Annotated in this window: 14 protein-coding genes; all 14 read left to right on the top strand. The window is 67.3% G+C overall.

Features of this window, described 5'->3' with window-relative positions:
• Positions 1 to 17: 17 nt before the first annotated feature.
• Entirely contained in the window at positions 18 to 326 is a 309-nt protein-coding gene (locus ACZK4H_RS10475; RefSeq protein ID WP_099552075.1) for an STAS domain-containing protein, read from the top strand.
• Complete coding sequence (locus tag ACZK4H_RS10470; protein WP_005409521.1) at positions 323 to 688, top strand: response regulator; 366 nt, start codon at positions 323 to 325, stop codon at positions 686 to 688. The genes ACZK4H_RS10475 and ACZK4H_RS10470 overlap by 4 nt, the downstream gene beginning before the upstream one ends.
• A 45-nt stretch (positions 689 to 733) precedes the next feature.
• Positions 734 to 2,725, top strand: coding sequence for a chemotaxis protein CheA (locus tag ACZK4H_RS10465; RefSeq protein ID WP_099552076.1), 1,992 nt, complete (start codon positions 734 to 736; stop codon positions 2,723 to 2,725).
• 357 nt (positions 2,726 to 3,082) lie between these two features.
• Positions 3,083 to 5,332, top strand: coding sequence for a methyl-accepting chemotaxis protein (locus ACZK4H_RS10460; protein WP_099552077.1), 2,250 nt, complete (start codon positions 3,083 to 3,085; stop codon positions 5,330 to 5,332).
• Positions 5,333 to 5,489: 157 nt separating this feature from the next.
• Positions 5,490 to 6,263: a flagellar brake protein gene (locus ACZK4H_RS10455; protein ID WP_099552078.1), complete on the top strand. Its 774-nt coding sequence runs from the start codon at positions 5,490 to 5,492 to the stop codon at positions 6,261 to 6,263.
• 176 nt (positions 6,264 to 6,439) lie between these two features.
• Positions 6,440 to 6,931 carry a chemotaxis protein CheW gene (locus ACZK4H_RS10450; RefSeq protein WP_099552079.1) on the top strand — a complete coding sequence of 164 codons (492 nt, stop codon included), beginning with the start codon at positions 6,440 to 6,442 and terminating at the stop codon, positions 6,929 to 6,931.
• Positions 6,932 to 7,067: 136 nt separating this feature from the next.
• Complete coding sequence (locus ACZK4H_RS10445; RefSeq protein WP_099552080.1) at positions 7,068 to 7,451, top strand: hypothetical protein; 384 nt, start codon at positions 7,068 to 7,070, stop codon at positions 7,449 to 7,451.
• 101 nt (positions 7,452 to 7,552) lie between these two features.
• A complete protein-coding gene (locus ACZK4H_RS10440; RefSeq protein ID WP_099552081.1) occupies positions 7,553 to 9,931 on the top strand; it encodes a methyl-accepting chemotaxis protein in 2,379 nt (792 codons plus the stop codon).
• A 743-nt stretch (positions 9,932 to 10,674) separates the two neighbouring features.
• Complete coding sequence (locus tag ACZK4H_RS10435; RefSeq protein ID WP_099554773.1) at positions 10,675 to 12,951, top strand: methyl-accepting chemotaxis protein; 2,277 nt, start codon at positions 10,675 to 10,677, stop codon at positions 12,949 to 12,951.
• A gap of 37 nt (positions 12,952 to 12,988) precedes the next feature.
• On the top strand, positions 12,989 to 13,858 hold the full coding sequence (locus ACZK4H_RS10430) for a CheR family methyltransferase (RefSeq protein WP_099554771.1): 870 nt from the start codon (positions 12,989 to 12,991) through the stop codon (positions 13,856 to 13,858).
• Positions 13,855 to 14,451 (top strand): chemoreceptor glutamine deamidase CheD, encoded by a 597-nt coding sequence (gene cheD, locus ACZK4H_RS10425; RefSeq protein WP_014037083.1) that lies wholly within the window; start codon positions 13,855 to 13,857, stop codon positions 14,449 to 14,451. Before ACZK4H_RS10430 ends, cheD begins: the two co-directional genes overlap by 4 nt.
• A complete protein-coding gene (locus tag ACZK4H_RS10420; protein ID WP_099554769.1) occupies positions 14,448 to 15,521 on the top strand; it encodes a protein-glutamate methylesterase/protein-glutamine glutaminase in 1,074 nt (357 codons plus the stop codon). The genes cheD and ACZK4H_RS10420 overlap by 4 nt, the downstream gene beginning before the upstream one ends.
• Positions 15,522 to 15,614: 93 nt before the next feature.
• Positions 15,615 to 17,201, top strand: coding sequence for a hypothetical protein (locus ACZK4H_RS10415; protein ID WP_099554767.1), 1,587 nt, complete (start codon positions 15,615 to 15,617; stop codon positions 17,199 to 17,201).
• Between the two features lie 90 nt (positions 17,202 to 17,291).
• A complete protein-coding gene (locus ACZK4H_RS10410) occupies positions 17,292 to 18,236 on the top strand; it encodes a hypothetical protein (RefSeq protein WP_099554765.1) in 945 nt (314 codons plus the stop codon).
• Positions 18,237 to 18,307 lie beyond the last annotated feature (71 nt).

Raw genomic sequence — 18,307 nt, 5'->3', positions numbered from 1 at the left:
GTTTGTCCGGAGCAACGATGAGCACTGTCGAACTGGGTGAGGATCTCGGCATCGAGAGCAGCACCGAGCTCAAGAACCGCCTCGCCCCGCTGGTGGCGCAGGCAGGCGAGCTGACCCTGGATGCAAGCCAGGTCGCCCGCATCCACACGGCCGCCGTGCAGGTGCTGTGTGCATTCGTGCAGGCCCGCCGCAAGGCAGGCCTGGGCACCGGCTTCCACGGTTGCACCGCAACCTTCCGTGACGCCGCACGCCTGCTGGGCGTCACCCAGGCCCTGGGCCTGGACGTAACCCATGACAACCTGAAATCTGTGGAGAACGCTGCATGAGCGCACGTATCTTGGTGGTGGACGATTCGGCGTCGATGCGCCAGATGGTTTCCTTCGCCCTCACCTCGGCCGGTTTTGCCGTCGAAGAAGCCGAAGACGGCGCGGTCGCGCTCGGTCGCGCCAAGGGCCAGCGCTTCAATGCGGTGGTCACCGACGTCAACATGCCGAACATGGACGGCATCGCGCTGATCCGCGAACTGCGCCAGCTGCCGGACTACAAGTTCACCCCGCTGCTGATGCTGACCACTGAATCGGCCGCCGACAAGAAGTCCGAAGGCAAGGCCGCCGGCGCCACCGGCTGGCTGGTCAAGCCGTTCAATCCGGAACAGCTGGTCGCCACCGTGCAGAAAGTGCTGGGCTGATCGCCCCGCACCGCTCCCCCTCTTCGCTTCCGGACCACCACTGCCATGAGCATGGACCTGCAACGCTTCCACGCCACCTTCTTCGAGGAGAGCCGCGAAGGCCTCGACGCGATGGAGGCTGGCCTGCTGGCCCTGGAATCGGGGCAGCAGGACGCGGAGATCATCAATTCGGTGTTCCGCGCCGCCCACTCCATCAAGGGCGGCGCCGGCACGTTCGGCTTCGATGCCATCGCCGGCCTGACCCACGTGCTGGAAACGCTGCTCGATGAGCTGCGTGCCGGCAAGCGGGCCCTGGAAGGCCACGCCGTCGACGCCATGCTGTCATCGGTGGACGTGCTGCGCGCCCTGCTGCGCGAAGCCGAACACGGACAGGCCGCCGACCCCGCCGCTGTTGCCGCGGTGAAGGCACGCCTGGAAGCCGTTCTCTCCGGCCAGGCCGCAGCGAGCGCGCCGGCCGCTGTCGCAGCCAAGGTGGACGATACGCCGGAAGCCTGGCAGATCGGCTTCACCCCGGCACCGTCGTTGTTCATGAGCGGCAACGACCCGTTGCGCATCATCCGCGAACTGGAACACCTCGGTTCGCTGCAGGTGGCCGCGCGCATGGAGCGCCTGCCCGGCTTTGCCCAGCTCGACCCGCTCGAGGCCCACCTGGCATGGGACCTCGGCCTGGTCGGCAAGGTGCCGCGCAGCAAAATCGAAGACACCTTCGCCTGGGTACTGGACGACTGCGAGCTGGACATCCGTCCGGCAGCGCCGCCGAGCCTGGCTACCCAGGCACCCGTTGCAGCAGCCCCTTCCACACCTGCTGCCGTCGCACCGGCAGCGCCTGCCGCACCCGCTGCCAGCGGCACTGCCAGCCAGGAAGCCGAGACCTCGATCCGCGTCAGCGTCGACAAGGTCGATGCGCTCATCAACCTGGTCGGCGAACTGGTCATCACCCAGGCCATGCTCAAGCAGGTCTCGCACGCGCTGGACCCGGTCCACGCCGAGAGCCTGTTCGCCGGCCTGGACCAGCTGGAACGCAATACCCGCGACCTGCAGGAAGCGGTGATCGGCGTGCGCATGCTGCCGGTCGATGCGGTGTTCCGCCGCTTCCCGCGCCTGGTCCGCGACCTGTCCAGCCGCCTGGGCAAGCAGGTGCGCCTGCGCACCGTCGGTGAAGGCACCGAGCTGGACAAGGGCCTGATCGAGAAGATCGCCGATCCGCTGGTGCACCTGGTGCGCAATTCGATCGACCACGGCCTGGAAATGCCCGACGTGCGTCGCGGTGCGGGAAAGGACGAGACCGGCACGATCACCCTGGCCGCATCGCACCAGGGCGGGCACATCGTCATCGAAGTGAGCGACGACGGCCGCGGCCTGGATCGGGCCAAGATCCTGGCCAAGGCCACCGAACGCGGCCTGGCGGTGCCGGACAACCCGACCGATTCGCAGGTCTGGGACCTGATCTTCCAACCCGGCTTCTCCACCGCCGATGCGGTCACCGACCTGTCCGGGCGCGGCGTCGGCATGGACGTGGTCCGCCGCAACATCCAGGCGCTGGGTGGCGAGGTGCAGATCGAAAGCAGCCTCGGCGCCGGCACCCGCACGCTGATCCGCCTGCCACTCACCCTGGCCATCCTCGATGGCATGACCGTAGCGGTGGCGGGCGAGACGCTGATCCTGCCACTGGCCTACGTTCTGGAGGCCCTGCAGCCGCAGGCCGAGGACATCCGCAGCATGGCCGGCGAAGGCCGCGTGCTGCGCGTACGTGGCGAGTACCTGCCCATCCTCTCGCTGAGCGAGTACTACGGCTACGGCAACCGCGCACCGGGCAGCGAATCGCTGGTGGTGGTGGTCGAAGGCGATGGCCAGAAGATCGCACTGGAAGTGGACGAGCTGGTCGGCCAGCAGCAGGTGGTGGTGAAGAACATCGAGAACAACTACCGCCGCATCGGCGGGGTGTCCGGCGCCACCATCCTCGGCGATGGCCGCGTGGCTCTGATCGTCGACATCGGCGGCCTGGTACGCTCGCTGCGGATGCCGCAGGCCGCCTGATCCACGCTGCAGGCGTGTACTGGACCGCCGCCCTTCGGGGCGGCGGTTTTTGTTTGCGCGCGCCCTGCCAAGGGATCTGACCCCAACCCACTGCGCCCTGCATTCCGTGAACTCCGTCGACGCGAAGGTTTCGCGCGCAACTACGTCATGCAAGCGCAAGCCCCGCCACGGCGGCACTTTCGCGCCGTCATCCCTACGCAACCGAATGTGATCTGCGTCCATAAAGTCCATCCGAACTGCGCCGCTATTTCGCTTTGACGGCCGTCACCGAACCCCCACCGGGCACCACCGTTCGCTCTGCAACCACCCCCAGCCGACGCAACGACGCCGGCGCCCTGCCCACCTGGAGCACCCTGCATGAAGTGGTTCCACGATCTGCCCATCGCCCGCAAGCTGGCCGTGGGGTTCACCCTCACCACCCTGATGACCGTCGTACTGGGTGCCTTCGCCCTGGTCCGCCTGTCCGAGGCCAACGCGCAGCTGAGCGCCATGGCCTCCAACGATATTCCGTCCGTGCAGTACCTCGGCGAAGTGCGCTCGCAGCTGGGTGAGTTCCGTACCTATGAGCTGGCCCAGCTGAGCATGCTGGACCAGCCCGAGAAGGTGGCCGACTACAACAAGCGCATGGACGACACCGCCGCCGTCGTGCGCGAACAGCTGGCCGCGTACGCCAAGCTGCCGGCCGGCGCCAAGGAGCGCGAGCTCTACCGCGCCGTGCAGGCCGACGTCGATGGCTACTTCGCAGCCAATGCCAAGCTGCGCGAAGCGGCCACCGCCGGCGATGGCGTCGTCGCACGGCAGATCTCCGACGACCAGTCGCGCCCACTGCGCCGCAAAGCCTTTGAAGACCTCAAGGCACTGGGCGCGTACAGCAGCTCGCTGATGCAGGGCAAGATCGACAACGCCAATGCCACCCACCGCAACAGCATGCTGGCTATCATTGCCGCCGTCGTATTGCTGGTTGTGGTCGCCGCAACCCTGGCGGTGGTCATCTCACGCGCCGTGGTCGGCCCGCTCGGCAAGGCCGTGAACGCCATCCAGGCCGTCGCACGCGGCGACCTCAGCGTCACCACCCAGAGCACCGGCAAGGACGAGGCCGGCCGCATGCTGGCGGCCACCGCCGACATGACCGCGATGCTGCGCCGCTTCTCCGAGCAGACCCAGCTGATGGCGCAGATGCACGCCGGCCCGGACATCAGCCACCGCATTCCGGAAGACTTCCCGGGCGTCTACGGGCAGCTGGCCAGCGGCATCAACACGGTCATCTTCGAGCATCTCGACTCGATCCGCGATGCCATCGACGTGCTCAACCAGTACGCCACCGGCAACCTTGCCCCGGACGCACGCCGCCTGCCGGGCAGCCGCGCGATCCTGCACGAGTCGATGGATGCGGCCAAGGCCAGCCTGCTGGCCATCAACACGCAGATCCAGCAGCTGGCCTCGGCCGCCGCCGCCGGCGACTTCAGCCAGCGCGGTGATGCGCAGCGTTTCGATCACGATTTCCGCGTGATGATCGAGCAGCTCAACAGCATGATGCAGGTGGCCGACGGCAACCTCGGCCAGCTCTCGCAGCTGCTGCAGTCGATCGCCGCCGGCGACCTGACCGCACGCATGGACGGCCAGTTCAACGGCGTGTTCGCACGCATGCGTGACGACGCCAACACCACCGTTGCACAGCTGACCCAGATCGTCGGCCAGATCCAGGCCAGCGCCAGCAGCATCACCCTGGCCGCCGGCGAGATTGCTTCGGGCAACAGTGATCTGTCGCGCCGTACCGAGCAGCAGGCCGCCAATCTGGAAGAAACCGCCGCCTCGATGGAGGAACTGACCTCCACCGTGCGCCAGAACGCCGAGCACGCCCGCCAGGCCAACCAGCTCGCCATCGGCGCGCATGGCGTCGCCTCGCAGGGCGGTCAAGTGGTCGGCCAGGTGGTCAGCACGATGTCGGCCATCGAAGCCTCGTCGAAGAAGATCGCCGAGATCATCTCGGTCATCGACGGCATCGCCTTCCAGACCAACATCCTGGCGCTGAATGCCGCAGTGGAAGCCGCGCGTGCCGGTGAACAGGGCCGCGGCTTCGCCGTGGTCGCCAGCGAAGTGCGTACCCTGGCCCAGCGCTCGGCCGCTGCCGCCAAGGAGATCAAGGGCCTGATCGATGATTCGGTCGGCAAGGTCGCTGAAGGCTCCAGCCTGGTGCACCAGGCCGGCAGCACCATGGGCGAGATCGTCGCCTCGGTGCAGCGCGTGACCGACATCATGGCCGAGATCTCTGCGGCTTCGCAGGAACAATCGGCCGGCATCGAGCAGGTCAACCAGACCGTGGTGCAGATGGACGAGACCACCCAGCAGAACGCTGCGCTGGTGGAGGAAGCCACGGCGGCCGCACGCGCGATGGAAGACCAGGCCGTGCAGCTGGGCGAGGCTGTGGCGCGCTTCCGGTTGGCATCGCAGGGCGTCGCCGCTGCACCGGCACGGCTGGCAAATGCGCCGCAGCCACGCCAGGTCGCGGCCGCTCTGCCCGCCACCAAGGCAGCACCGACACGACCGTTGCGCGCATCGGCCGCCCAGCCGGCGCTGGCTGCCGAGGGTGATTGGCAGGAGTTCTGATGTACCCGGGGCCAGATCCCCTTCCCACGGGAAGGGATCTGACCCCCTACGCATGGAAAGTGATGCAAATCTCACTTCATAATCCAATGCAGAGGCCGATATCCCCATCGAGCCTCGCGCCAACGCGTGCTGGCGCCCGCCCCTGATCACAGATTCCATGTCCGACGGCCACGACACTGAACTGCACGATGTCCACGCGGCCGACGCCGCGGACGAACGCTTCCTGGTCCGCAACCCCCGCCAGCTGCGGCAGCTGCTGCGCTCGCTGATCGACCAGCGATCACTGATCAATGCGCATATCGACGGCCGGGACCGTTCGTTCCCGACCGCCCTGCTTGATCTCGACGAGGACGAAGACTACCTGCTGCTCGACGGCAGCCCGCAGGAGGCATCGAACCGTGCCGCCGAGCAGGCCGACCATCTGCTCTGCTTCGCCCAGCTTGAACGTGTCCTTGTGCGGTTCCGCCTGCACGCGCTGCAGCGCGTGGACAACGATGGCCACGTCGCCTTCCGCGCCCCGTTGCCGGACGAACTGGTGCACCTGCAGCGCCGCGAGCTGTACCGGCTGGAGACCCCCGTCACCGACTCGCCACAGCTGCTTCTGCCACCCGGCGAAGCCCGCGCCGAAGCACTTTCAATGCGGGTGGTGGACATCAGCGGTGGTGGCCTGGCCGTGGTGGTGCCCAACGACTGCGCCGTGTTCGGCCTGCAGAAGCGCTACACGGCGCAGCTGTCGCTGCCCGATGGCCCGGACCTGGACATCGAACTGGTGGTCTGCAACCTGCTGCCGCAGCGACAGCCCAACGGCATCGAGGTCAAGCGCGTGGGCATGCGCTTTGACAGCCTGCCGCGCGGTGGCGACAGCGCCATCCAGCGCTACATCTTCCGCATCGACCGCCAGCGCAAGGCCCGCCGCAACGGCGAACTGTAGGACCGCCCGGCCGGCACTACCGATCTTCGGCGGATCCACGCCATTTGCGGATGCCCACCCCGCCCCGGCAGATCCACGCCCTGCGTGGATGCCCCAGGCGCCACACCTAAAGTCCCCCCACGCGGGGCCGATATCGAGCCTGACACCGGGACTTCCGGCAGAACCAGGACCCCTCGATGAACGACAAGACCAGCTCCGCCGCCAGCGCCGGTGGCGAATTCCTCAGCTTCACCCTCGGCGCCGAACACTACGGCGTGGACATCCTCAAGGTGCAGGAAATCCGTGGCTACGATGCGGTCACCCGCGTGCCGGATGCCCCGGACTACATCAAGGGCGTGATCAACCTGCGCGGCACCATCGTCCCGGTCATCGACCTGCGCCTGAAGCTGCGCCTGGACAACGCCCGCTACGACGCCTTCACCGTGATGATCGTGCTCAACGTCGAAGATCGCGTGGTCGGCATCGTGGTCGACAGCGTGTCGGACGTGATCCCGCTGTCGGCCGAGCAGATCCGCCCGACCCCGGAGTTCGGCGCTGCGGTCGATACCCGCTTCATCTCCGGCATCGGCACCCACGACGACCGCATGCTGATCCTGCTGGACATCGAGACCCTGCTCGACAGCGCCGACATGGGCCAGACCACCCTCGCCGAAGACGCTGCCGCCTGACCCAGCGGACCTGCTTCACGTTCTGGTCACAAAACCCTTCAGTTCCCCCCGGCAGTGCCGATAGGGGGACAGAAGCCGGTCGCGCAGGAGCGCGCGGAACCGGAACGACCATCACCATCCCCGGAGATACACCTCGATGAAGTCCCTGCTTGCGTTCGTTTCGGCCGCTGTCCTGGCCACCCCCGCTTCCTCCGCGTTCGCCCAGGCGGCCGACATGATCCCGCCGGAACTGGCCCCGCGTTCGGTCGGCAAGGACGGCATGGTCTGTGGCAAGGTCGAAAAGGCCCGCTACGCAGAAGGTTCCGAAGGCCAGCCGACCTTCCTGTACATGGGCGGCGCCTTCCCGCGCCACACCTTCTCGGCCCGCATCGCCGGCGAGAACCGCGGCAAGTTCTCCTTCCCGCTGGAAACCCTGGAAGGCAAGACCGTGTGCGTGATCGGCAAGATCCAGCGCGACGCCTCGCGCGCGGAAATCGAAGTCAGCTCGCCGGCGGGCCTGAAGCTGGCCAACATCAAGTAATCCGCTGTCCGTCGAACCACGCCGGAGCTTGTGCCGGCGTGGTTTCTGCTGCAACCGGGCCCGATGCCCGGACGCGTCTGCCTTAGGAGATCGCAACGCCCATGCCGTGGATCAACAACCTGAAACTGATGCCGAAGCTGCTGTTGACCTTCGGTGTCCTCCTGCTGGTGATGCTGCTGCAGGGCATCGTCGCCTATCGCGGACTGCATTCGCTGAACAACGTCACCACCGAGCTGGCCGGTTCGCGCATGGAAAGCATCCGCATGGCCGGCGAGATGCGCGGCATGCTGGGCGAGTACCGCAATGCCGCCTACCAGCAGCTGATCCGCGCCAGCGATGACGTCAAGTCCGACGCGCGCAAGCAGGCCGTCGACCTGCGCACCAGCATGGACACGTCGATCAAGGACTACCCGAAGCTGGTCGACAACGCGCAGCAGAAGAAGCTGTTCGATACCTTCGCCAAGGAGTGGAAGGACGCCCTGGCCTCCTACGACAGCGTCACCGAGATGCTGGAGCTGGACCTGCCGGACGATGCCATCGATACCTTCGTGGGCGAGACCCGCACCAAGCACCGCAAGGCTGCTTCGGCGCTGGAAGCGCTGATCGCCGAAGACAACCGCCTCGCCCGCGCCTCGCGCGAAGAGGCCGCGTCCACCTATTCTGCCTCCGCCGTGCTGACCGTGATCGCCCTGCTGGGCGGCGCCGCACTCGGCCTGGTCCTGGTCTGGCTGTTCGCCCGCGCCCTGGTCGGCAGCGTACGTGGCGCCGTTTCGGTCGCCAACGACGTCGCCGGCGGCAAGCTCGATGGCCACATCGACGTCAGCCGCCAGGACGAAGTAGGCGAGCTGATGCAGGCCATGCAGCGCATGCAGCGCGACCTGCGCGAGCGCATCGAAACCGACCAGGCCGTTGCCCGCGAGAACCTGCGCATCCGCACCGCGCTGGACTACAGTTCGACCGGCGTCTACCTGACCGATACCAGCAACACCATCGTCTACAGCAACCGCGCCCTGCAGCAGACCCTGAGCCAGTACCAGGATGAAGTGCGCCGCGACCTGCCGGACTTCGACGCCCAGGCCTCGCTGATCGGCAAGCCGGTCACCGTGTTGGAACACCGCGGCGAGATGGACCAGACCCTGCTGGGCAACCTGAAGGCGCACGGCGTTGCCCGTCGCCCGATGCAGTACGGCGATGCCCAGTTCGCACAGGTGGTGTCGACCATCCGCAATGAAGGCGGCGACACCGTTGGCTACGTGGTGGAATGGCGCGACCGCACCCAGGAAGCCCTGGTCGAAGCCGAAGTGGCGCGCGTCATCGCCCAGGCGGCTGCCGGCGACCTGTCCGGCCGCATCGATGCCAGCGACAAGGAAGGCTTCTTCCTGCAGCTGGCACAGCAGATCAACGGCCTGCTCGACGCCAACGCCGGCAGCATCGAACAGATCTCCGGCCTGCTCGCCGCGCTGTCGCAGGGTGACCTGACCGTGCGCATGCACGGCGATTACCAGGGTGTGTTCGCCCGCATGCGCGACGACGCCAACGCCACTGCCGCGCAGCTGAGCGAGATCGTCACCCGCATCAAGCAGTCCAGCCGCGCGATCAGTTCGGCCGCCGGCGAAATCGCCTCCGGCAACAGCGACCTGTCGCGCCGTACCGAGCAGCAGGCCGCCAACCTGGAAGAGACCGCTGCCTCGATGGAGGAACTGACCTCCACCGTGCGCCAGAACGCCGAGCACGCCCGCCAGGCCAACCAGCTCGCCATCGGCGCGCACGGTGTCGCCTCGCAGGGCGGTGATGTGGTCGGCCAGGTGGTCACCACCATGTCGGCCATCGAAGCCTCCTCGAAGAAGATCGCCGAGATCATCTCGGTCATCGACGGCATCGCCTTCCAGACCAACATCCTGGCGCTGAATGCTGCGGTGGAAGCCGCGCGTGCCGGTGAACAGGGCCGTGGCTTTGCCGTGGTCGCCAGCGAAGTGCGTACCCTCGCCCAGCGCTCGGCCGCCGCTGCCAAGGAGATCAAGGGCCTGATCGACGATTCGGTCGGCAAGGTCAACGACGGCTCGGCACTGGTGCACAAGGCAGGCGCCACCATGGGCGAGATCGTCGCCTCGGTGCAGCGCGTGACCGACATCATGGCCGAGATCTCCGCCGCTTCGCAGGAACAGTCGGCCGGCATCGAGCAGGTCAACCAGACCGTGGTGCAGATGGACGAAACCACCCAGCAGAACGCTGCGCTGGTGGAAGAAGCCACCGCCGCCGCACGTGCGATGGAAGAACAGGCCGGCCACCTCAGCGAGGCCGTGTCGATCTTCGTGGTCGACGAAGCCGAAGCCGTGGTCGCCCCGCCGCGCGCCGCTGCCCCGGCCCCGCGTACTGCTGCACCGGCAGCACCGGCTCCGGCTGCCCCGCCCGCCCGCCGCACTGCGGGTGGTCGCCCGATGGCCACCGAGCTGGCCGACGGAGACTGGCAGGAGTTCTGATGCCAGCCTGACCTGAGGTACGAGAACGCCCCGGCCCTGCGCTGGGGCGTTTTCGTTTACGGGGTATCTGGATATCCAGCCAACGGCGAAGCCCCTCGGGGTGGGTCGCGGAAAGCGCTTGGCTGGCGAGGGTTGCCCGGGAGGGTGGGCTGCGCAGGGGACGCTGCAAGTACGTCCATGTAAGCTCGGTCGCCGCATCCATGCGGCTCACGCCCCTGCGCAACCCACCCTCCCGGCCACGGACACTTTCCGTGCGCGCCCACCCCGGATTGAAGAAAGAAGAGCAAGAGCAACAGCCGCATTGCTTCCGGGGTCGGATCCGTTTTCCGCAGGAAAACGGATCCGACCCCTCTTTCCATTTGGAAACCCAACGCTCTTGCCGTCCGACACCGGGATGTCGAATGGGCCGGGCCAGGGTGGGTTGGCGGGGGTGTCCGCGGCATGGATGCCGCGGCCAAGCCCCCAGGGATGGGTTCACGGCGCCCCCCGCCAACCCACCCTGGCCCGACCCCTCTCACAACTCGTGATCGCCGGCCAACCGCCGTTGCTGTTGCTGTTGCTGTTGCCGTCGCTTCAAACGCCTGCCGCAGGCAGCGCCGCAGCCGCCGCTGCAAGGAAACCTGAATACGTTCGGACACGACACCTCAATCCCCCGCCCCATCGGCCGATAACGGGGTTGTCACGGCTTGTCCCGCCGCTGACCGGCTCGGCGCCGCCCGCCCGCTTCGACCTGGTCCTGCTCGATGAATCTCCTGCATCGCTGGCAACACTACTTCAGCAATCTCTCCGTCCGGCGCAAGCTCAACCTGCTGACGCTGCTCATCGCGCTCGGCGTGATCGCGCTCTCGGTGATCGCCGCCCGCATGCAGTACCTGGACCTCACCGAGACCCGCAAGACCGCGCTGAAGACCCAGGTCGAACTCAGCTACGGCATCCTCCAGCACTACCATCGCCTGGCCGGCACCGGCGAGCTCAGCGAGGACGCCGCGAAGAGCGCCGCGCTGCAGGCCCTGGAGGTGATGCGTGCCGAGAACGATGCGTACTACTTCAACATCTACGACACCGGCTACCGCCTGCTGATGCACCCGTTCCGCAAGGACCTGGTCGGCAAGGACATGAAGGACTTCCGTACCGACGACGGCGTGCGCATCTATTACGACCAGGTCGAAGCGGCCAAGGCCGGCGGCGGTTTCGTCAACTACCGCTGGGCCAAGCCCGGCAGCAAGGGCGAGGTCGAGAAGGTCGCCTACGCCGGCCTGTTCGCGCCCTGGAACTGGGTGGTCAGCAGCGGCGTCTACATGGACGACGTGCAGAAGCAGGCGCTGGTGTTCACCGCCATCATGGCGGTCTCCGGTGGCGTGCTGGTGCTGATCGTGCTGGCCCTGAGCTGGGTTATCGGCAACCGCATCGCCGTGCCGCTGAAGCAGGCCACGGCCGTGGCCGAAGGCATTGCCCGTGGCAAGCTGGACAGCCACATCGGCGCACAACCGCACGACGAGACCGGTCGCCTGCTCGATGCCATGTCCGGCATGCAGCAGCAGCTGCATGCGGTCATCAGCGGCCAGCGCGAAATGGCCCGTCGCCACGACGGTGGCGAACTCAGCTACCGCATCGACGCCAGTGCCTTCCCAGGCGAGTACGGGCTGATGGTGCAGGAAACCAACGCCCTGGTCGGCGGCCACGTACAGACCCTGCACGATGTGCTGGACGTGGTGCAGCAGTATGCAGTTGGCGACCTCAGCCGCGACATCGCGCGCTACCCGGGTGAGAAGGCGGCAATGACCGCCACCGTCGACACGGTGAAGACCAACCTCGGCCGCATCAACGCCGAGATCAAGCAGCTGGCCAGCGCCGCCGCCGCCGGCGATTTCAGCCGCCGTGGCGACGCACAGCGCTTCGATCACGATTTCCGCCTGATGCTGGAAAACCTCAACGCGATGATGGCGGTCAGCGATGACAACCTCGGCAAGCTCTCGCAGCTGCTGTCGGCCATCGCCGAAGGTGACCTGACCGCGCGCATGCACGGCGACTACCAGGGCGTGTTCGCGCGCATGCGCGACGACGCCAACACCACGGTCGCGCAGCTGACCCAGATCGTCGGCCAGATCCAGGCCAGTGCCTCCAGCATCACCCTCGCCGCCGGCGAGATCGCCTCCGGCAACAGCGACCTGTCGCGCCGCACCGAGCAGCAGGCCGCCAACCTGGAAGAGACCGCTGCCTCGATGGAGGAACTGACCTCCACCGTGCGCCAGAACGCCGAGCACGCCCGCCAGGCCAACCAGCTCGCCATCGGCGCGCACGGTGTCGCCTCGCAGGGCGGTGATGTGGTCGGCCAGGTGGTCACCACCATGTCGGCCATCGAAGCCTCGTCGAAGAAGATCGCCGAGATCATCAGCGTCATCGACGGCATCGCCTTCCAGACCAACATCCTGGCACTGAACGCCGCAGTGGAAGCTGCGCGTGCCGGTGAACAGGGCCGCGGCTTTGCCGTGGTCGCCAGCGAAGTGCGTACCCTCGCCCAGCGCTCGGCCGCCGCTGCCAAGGAGATCAAGGGCCTGATCGACGACTCGGTCGGCAAGGTCGCCGAAGGCTCCAGCCTGGTCCACCAGGCCGGCAGCACCATGGGCGAGATCGTCGCCTCGGTGCAGCGCGTGACCGACATCATGGCTGAGATCTCCGCCGCCTCGCAGGAACAGTCGGCCGGCATCGAGCAGGTCAACCAGACCGTGGTGCAGATGGACGAGACCACCCAGCAGAACGCCGCGCTGGTGGAAGAAGCCACCGCTGCCGCGCGCGCGATGGAGGACCAGGCCGGCCAGCTCGCCGACGCCGTGGCGATCTTCCGCCTCGACAACCAGGTCTCGGCCGCGATGAAGGCGGCGGCCGCACACGCCGAGCCGCTCCGCACCGCCGCCCCCGTTGCGCGCCCGCAGACAGCGCACGCGCCTGCACCGGTCCGCCGTAGCAGCAGCAACGCCAGCACCTTCGTCGCCAGCGACAGCGACTGGCAGGAATTCTGAGACCCACCCGCGGCGGCTTCGGCCGCCGCCTCTGCCGATGGACACGTCCCCCGTGCAAAGTCCTACTCCCATCGTCACCGGCCCGCGCGAATTCGAATTCGCCGACCGTGATTTCCGCCGCGTCTGCGACCTGATCTACCAGCGCGTGGGTATCGCCCTTGCCCCGGCAAAGCGCGACATGGTCTATGGCCGCCTGTCGCGCCGCCTGCGCACGCTGGGCATGCGCAGCTTCCAGCAGTACCTGGACCATCTGGAGCAGGAAGATGGTGACGAGTGGCAGGCGTTCACCAACGCCCTGACCACCAACCTGACCTCGTTCTTCCGCGAACCGCACCACTTCGACAAGCTGCGCGAGGAGCTGCAGCAGCGCTCCAGCCGCACGCCGCTGCTGCTGTGGTCGTGCGCGGCATCCACCGGTGAAGAGCCCTATTCGATGGCGATTACCGCCTGCGAGGCCTTCGGTACGCTGAAGCCGCCGGTGCGCATCGTTGCTACCGACGTCGATACCCAGGTACTGGCCACCGCCGGCCGTGGCGTCTACAACATCGACCGTGTCGCCAATCTCGACCCGGACCTGCGCCGCCGCTACTTCCAGCGTGGCAGCGGTCCCAACGAGGGCCAGTGCCGCGTGCTGCCGGCGCTGCGCGAGCTGATCGAGTTCCGTCCGCTGAACCTGCTCGCCCCACGCTACGACGTCGGCGGCCCGTTCGATGCCCTGTTCTGCCGCAATGTGATGATCTACTTCGACAAGCCGACCCAGCGCGCCATCCTCGGCCGCCTTGTGCAGCACCTTGCCGACGATGGCCTGCTCTACACCGGACACTCGGAGAACTACCTGCACGCCGCCGACCTGATCCAGCCCTGCGGGCGCACCCTGTACCGCCGCGCGGCAAAGGCCGGCGCATGAACGCCTCGCTGCGTACTGACGATGTGATGCGCTACCAGGATGCGCGCTTCCAGACCATTGCCGCCAAGCTGCTGCCGACCCAGTACCTGGTGGTCGATGACACCACCGCGCTGACCACCACCCTGGGTTCGTGCGTGGCGGCCTGCCTGCGCGACCCGGTGCTGAAGATCGGCGGCATGAACCACTTCCTGCTGCCGGAAGGCAACGCTGGCGACGGCGCGCCCGCACGCTACGGCAGCTATGCGATGGAGCTGCTGATCAACGACATGCTCAAGCGCGGCGCGCACCGCAAGCGCATCGAAGCAAAGGTGTTCGGCGGCGCCAACGTACTGAAGGGCTTCACCAGCAATCCGGTCGGCACCCGCAACGCCGAGTTCGTGCGCCAGTACCTGCAGGCCGAGCATATTCCGATCATCGCCGAGGACCTCTGCGGCATCCATCCGCGCAAGATCTGGTTCTTCGCCGATACCGGCCGCGTGGTGGTGCAGCGCCTGCCGCACGCCCACGAGGCCGAGGTGGCTGCCACCGAATCGGCGGTGCGTGCGCGCCTGTCCAAGGCCCCGGTCACCGGTGGCGTGGAGCTGTTCGAATGACCCTGACCGGCAACGCCCCCTGCCGGGTCCTGATCGTCGACGACTCCGCCGTCGTGCGCCAGATGCTCACCGAGATCCTGTCCAGCGACCCGACCATCGACGTGGTTGGCACCGCCGCCGACCCGCTGCTGGCGCGCGAGAAGATCAAGCGCCTGGCCCCGGACGTGATCACGCTGGACGTGGAAATGCCACGCATGGACGGCCTGGCCTTCCTGGAAAACCTGATGCGGCTGCACCCGCTGCCAGTGGTGATGATCTCGTCGCTGACCGAACGCGGCGCCGACACCACGCTGCAGGCGTTGGCATTGGGCGCAGTGGACTTCGTCTCCAAGCCCAAGCTGGACGTCGCGCGCGGCCTGCAGGGCTACGCCGATGAGATCATCGCCAAGGTCAAGATGGCGGCGCGCTCACGGGTGCGCCCGCTGCTGCGGGCGGCCGCTCCGAAGCTCCTGCTGGAAGCAGCTCCTGCAATGCGCCCGGCTGCACCGCAGTTCCGCACCACCGACCGCCTGATCGCGATTGGTTCTTCGGCCGGCGGCACCGAAGCACTGCGCGTGGTGCTGGAAGGCATGCCTGCGGATGCCCCCGCCGTGGTGATGACGCAGCACCTGCCCGCCAGCTTCAGCAGCGCCTTTGCCGAACGACTGGATCGGCACTCGGCGATGGCCGTGCGCGAGGCCAGCGACGGCGAAGCTGTGCTGCCCGGCCATGCCTACCTGCCTCCTGGCGGCAAGCACCTGCGCATCATCCGCGACGGTGCGCGCTGGCGCTGCCGCGTTGACGATGGCCCGGCGGTGAACCGTCACAAGCCCGCGGTCGACGTGCTGTTCCGTTCGGTCGCGCAGAGCGCGGGCGGCAACGCCATCGGCGCCATCCTCACCGGCATGGGTGACGACGGCGCGCGCGGCCTGCTGGAAATGCGCCAGGCCGGCGCGCCGACGCTGGTCCAGGATGAAGCCACCAGCGTGGTCTGGGGCATGCCCGGTGCCGCGTTCAAGCTTGGGGCGGCCGACGAACAGGTTCCGCTGGAACGTATTGCCGAACGACTGTTGGCGCTCGCCCGCGGCTGATCGTCCGCGGCATCGCACCGTCTCATTCCCTCTTTCAAATGCCGGCCCCGGAAGGGTCGGCACGGCTGTCGTGTTTTTCCAAGGAGTTTGACCATGGCCCTGCGTCTCTTCCGTTACCAACCGTCGCTGCTGGCGGCCGCTCTGCTGGCCCCGCTGGCGGCCACCGCTGCCGGCGTGCCAGCACCGCCGCAGGCCGCTCCGGGCGCTCCCCCCGCCCCCGTCACGAAGGGCGCCGCATGGACCGATCGCGTCCAGATCCAGAGTGGTCCGGATTCCGCATCGAAGCGCCTCCACGCACCCGACGTGGCGTTGCGCATCGTCACCCCCGATGACAGCGAGTCGCTCACGCCAAAGGGGCTCGCACTGCTCTTCAGCGGCAATGAGCCGGACTACTTCCGCCGCAACACCCTGCCCGGCAGCATCGTCGAGAGCCAGGCCAGCCCCGCCACCACGCTGATGCCCAACGTAGCCAGGGCGCTGGTGGGTGGCTACTTCAGCTATGCGCCCGACGCGCTGCCCAACCAGAGCAGCACCCTGCGCTTCAGTGCAGACACCTGGGCGCTGGTGCACCAGGGCAACACGCGGAAGGATCCCCTTTACCGCCTCAACCACGTCAGCACCATCGAGCAACGCCGTGCCGATGGCACCTTGGCTGAAATCATCAGATGCAGTGACAGCGACGACCGGGCGACCCTGGGCGAGTGGCAGGCCAATGACTACGCCAGGCTCAAGATTGCCGCCCAGGTGATCACGATGAAGTGCACCGAGCAGCTCATCAAGCGAATACCGGCGATGTACCCTCGCCCGCTTGCTGCTGAAGATCTCACGGCCTACGCAGGCGGTGCCGTGCCGCCGGCACGGGTGCGCATCTATGCCAGCCTGGGGCGGACCACCACCCTGTACACCGACGCCGCCTGCCGCGAGGACTACCGCGACAAGATCGACGTCAAGTACAACAACGCCGGTGACAAGGGCGTGCTCGGCATCCCCGCCACGGAAACCCTGCGCAGCAAGGAGAACGAGCGGTTCTCCATGCTCAGCTACCAGGAGTACGAAGTCGCCGGCGGCAAGCCGCTGATCGTCGAAGCGCGCTTCGACGCATCAAGCCGCATGTACTGCGAGGGCCAGTTGTCGGGTCAGTTCGTGGCCAGGCCCGGACAGGACTACGAAGTGGAAATGGAAGTGGCCGACAAGATGTGCCGCCTGCATCTGCGCCAGGTACACGCCGATGGCACCACGACACCACAGGTCGCACGCAAGACCCCCAGCATCTGTGAGGGCACGCGTGCACCGGTCCGCGTTGAACCACGGCAGGACATGCAGGTCCTGCTGTTCAGCCCAGGCCAGCTGCAGATCCAGGATGCCACCCAAGGCAGCGCACCGGAACGGTTGACCGACGACGCGGGCAGCACCGAGGCACTGCGGAAGATGCTGCAGCAGGCCAGCAGCAATCCCGGCACACGCCTGTGCGTGGTGGTACCGACTACCGATTACAGCAGCGCCCTTCACGATGCCGTGCGCGAACGCGTACTGGACGCACCGCAGGTATTGCCCAGCCTGTGGGAAGAGATGGCCACGGTGAACAGGCGCCGCAGTGCCGCCGCCGATGCTCCGGTCGACATCGCCGCTGCGATCGCCCATTGCAATGCGTTCCCGATCAGGGAATTCGCGCCTCGCTGAGCAATTGCTCCCCTGCCTTCGGCCCTCGCCGGGCATCAACCGCCAGAGCGCGCACAGAGCCTCATTTTCGTTTTCCCAAGGAGTACTACCGTGGCATTACGCCCAACCTGCCTCACCGCCGCGATCGCGGCCATCCTGCTGCTGGCGCCGCCGGCCTACGCCAACGACGAAGTCCCCGCAGCCACGCCTGTCGTGGCTTCCGCAGTCACCAGCGGGTCAACGCTCGATCCAGCAACGGATGCGGCGACCGCGCCAGACGCGGCGCACGCCACCCCGCCGGCCGATCCGGCCATCGGGAATGTCACAGCCGCCGCGGCGCCCCCTCTCGACTACAGCAGCCTGCAGCACATCAAGGTCACCTCAGGGCTGGGTGCCGGCCCCAACGGCAATCGCCTGGGCGATCAGGTGCTGCGCCTGGTGATGCGCGCCGACACCGCTGCCGTCACCGCCGCCAAGGTCGGTCTGTCTGCTCTGGCGTTCGTCACCGGCGTAGGTGACATCGGCACCAGCAACAGCTTCAGCAAGAACAACGTTCGTGGCGAGGACATCCACTCGGTGCCCAGCCCGGCCTTCGGCGCATTGCCCGGCATGATCCGCGAGCAGCTGGCACTCTATTTCGCGGCCCATCCCGGCGCCATTCCCAGCGACGAGCGCACCGTGGAAGCCAGCGCCGGTCAGTGGTCGCTGGTTTACCAGAAGCTCAGCGACGCAGAGACTCCCTACGAGCTGCGCCACGATGTAACCATCGGTTTCCCGGTGGTGCGCAAGCTGTTCCGCAGCGCCAGTGGCGGCCAGGGCGTGCACTGCCGGGACGAAGCACGGGTTGCCCCGTTGCAGGAATGGCAGGCAGACGACTATGCGAAGGCCAAGGCCGCCTCGCGTGACTTTGCAGAGGCCTGCATCGCGCGTTTCGTGGCTGAGCTGCCCCGCCTGTTCCCCGACCATGGCGTGTTGCCACAGCCTGCGGTGGAAGCCGAGCTCCCGGCAGAAGCGCCGGCCGCAACCGAGGAAGCGGCCGCCATTACCCAGGCCTGACGCGCCGGTAGTGCCGACCGCTGGCGCACAACGTGGTCTGGGGAATGCCCGCTGCCGCCTTTCAGCAGGGG

It is taken from the genome of Stenotrophomonas sp. 78350_Sma (assembly GCF_056482105.1).
The sequence above is the reverse complement of the archived record's forward strand: the minus strand, read 5'-3'. Positions and strand labels throughout refer to the sequence as shown.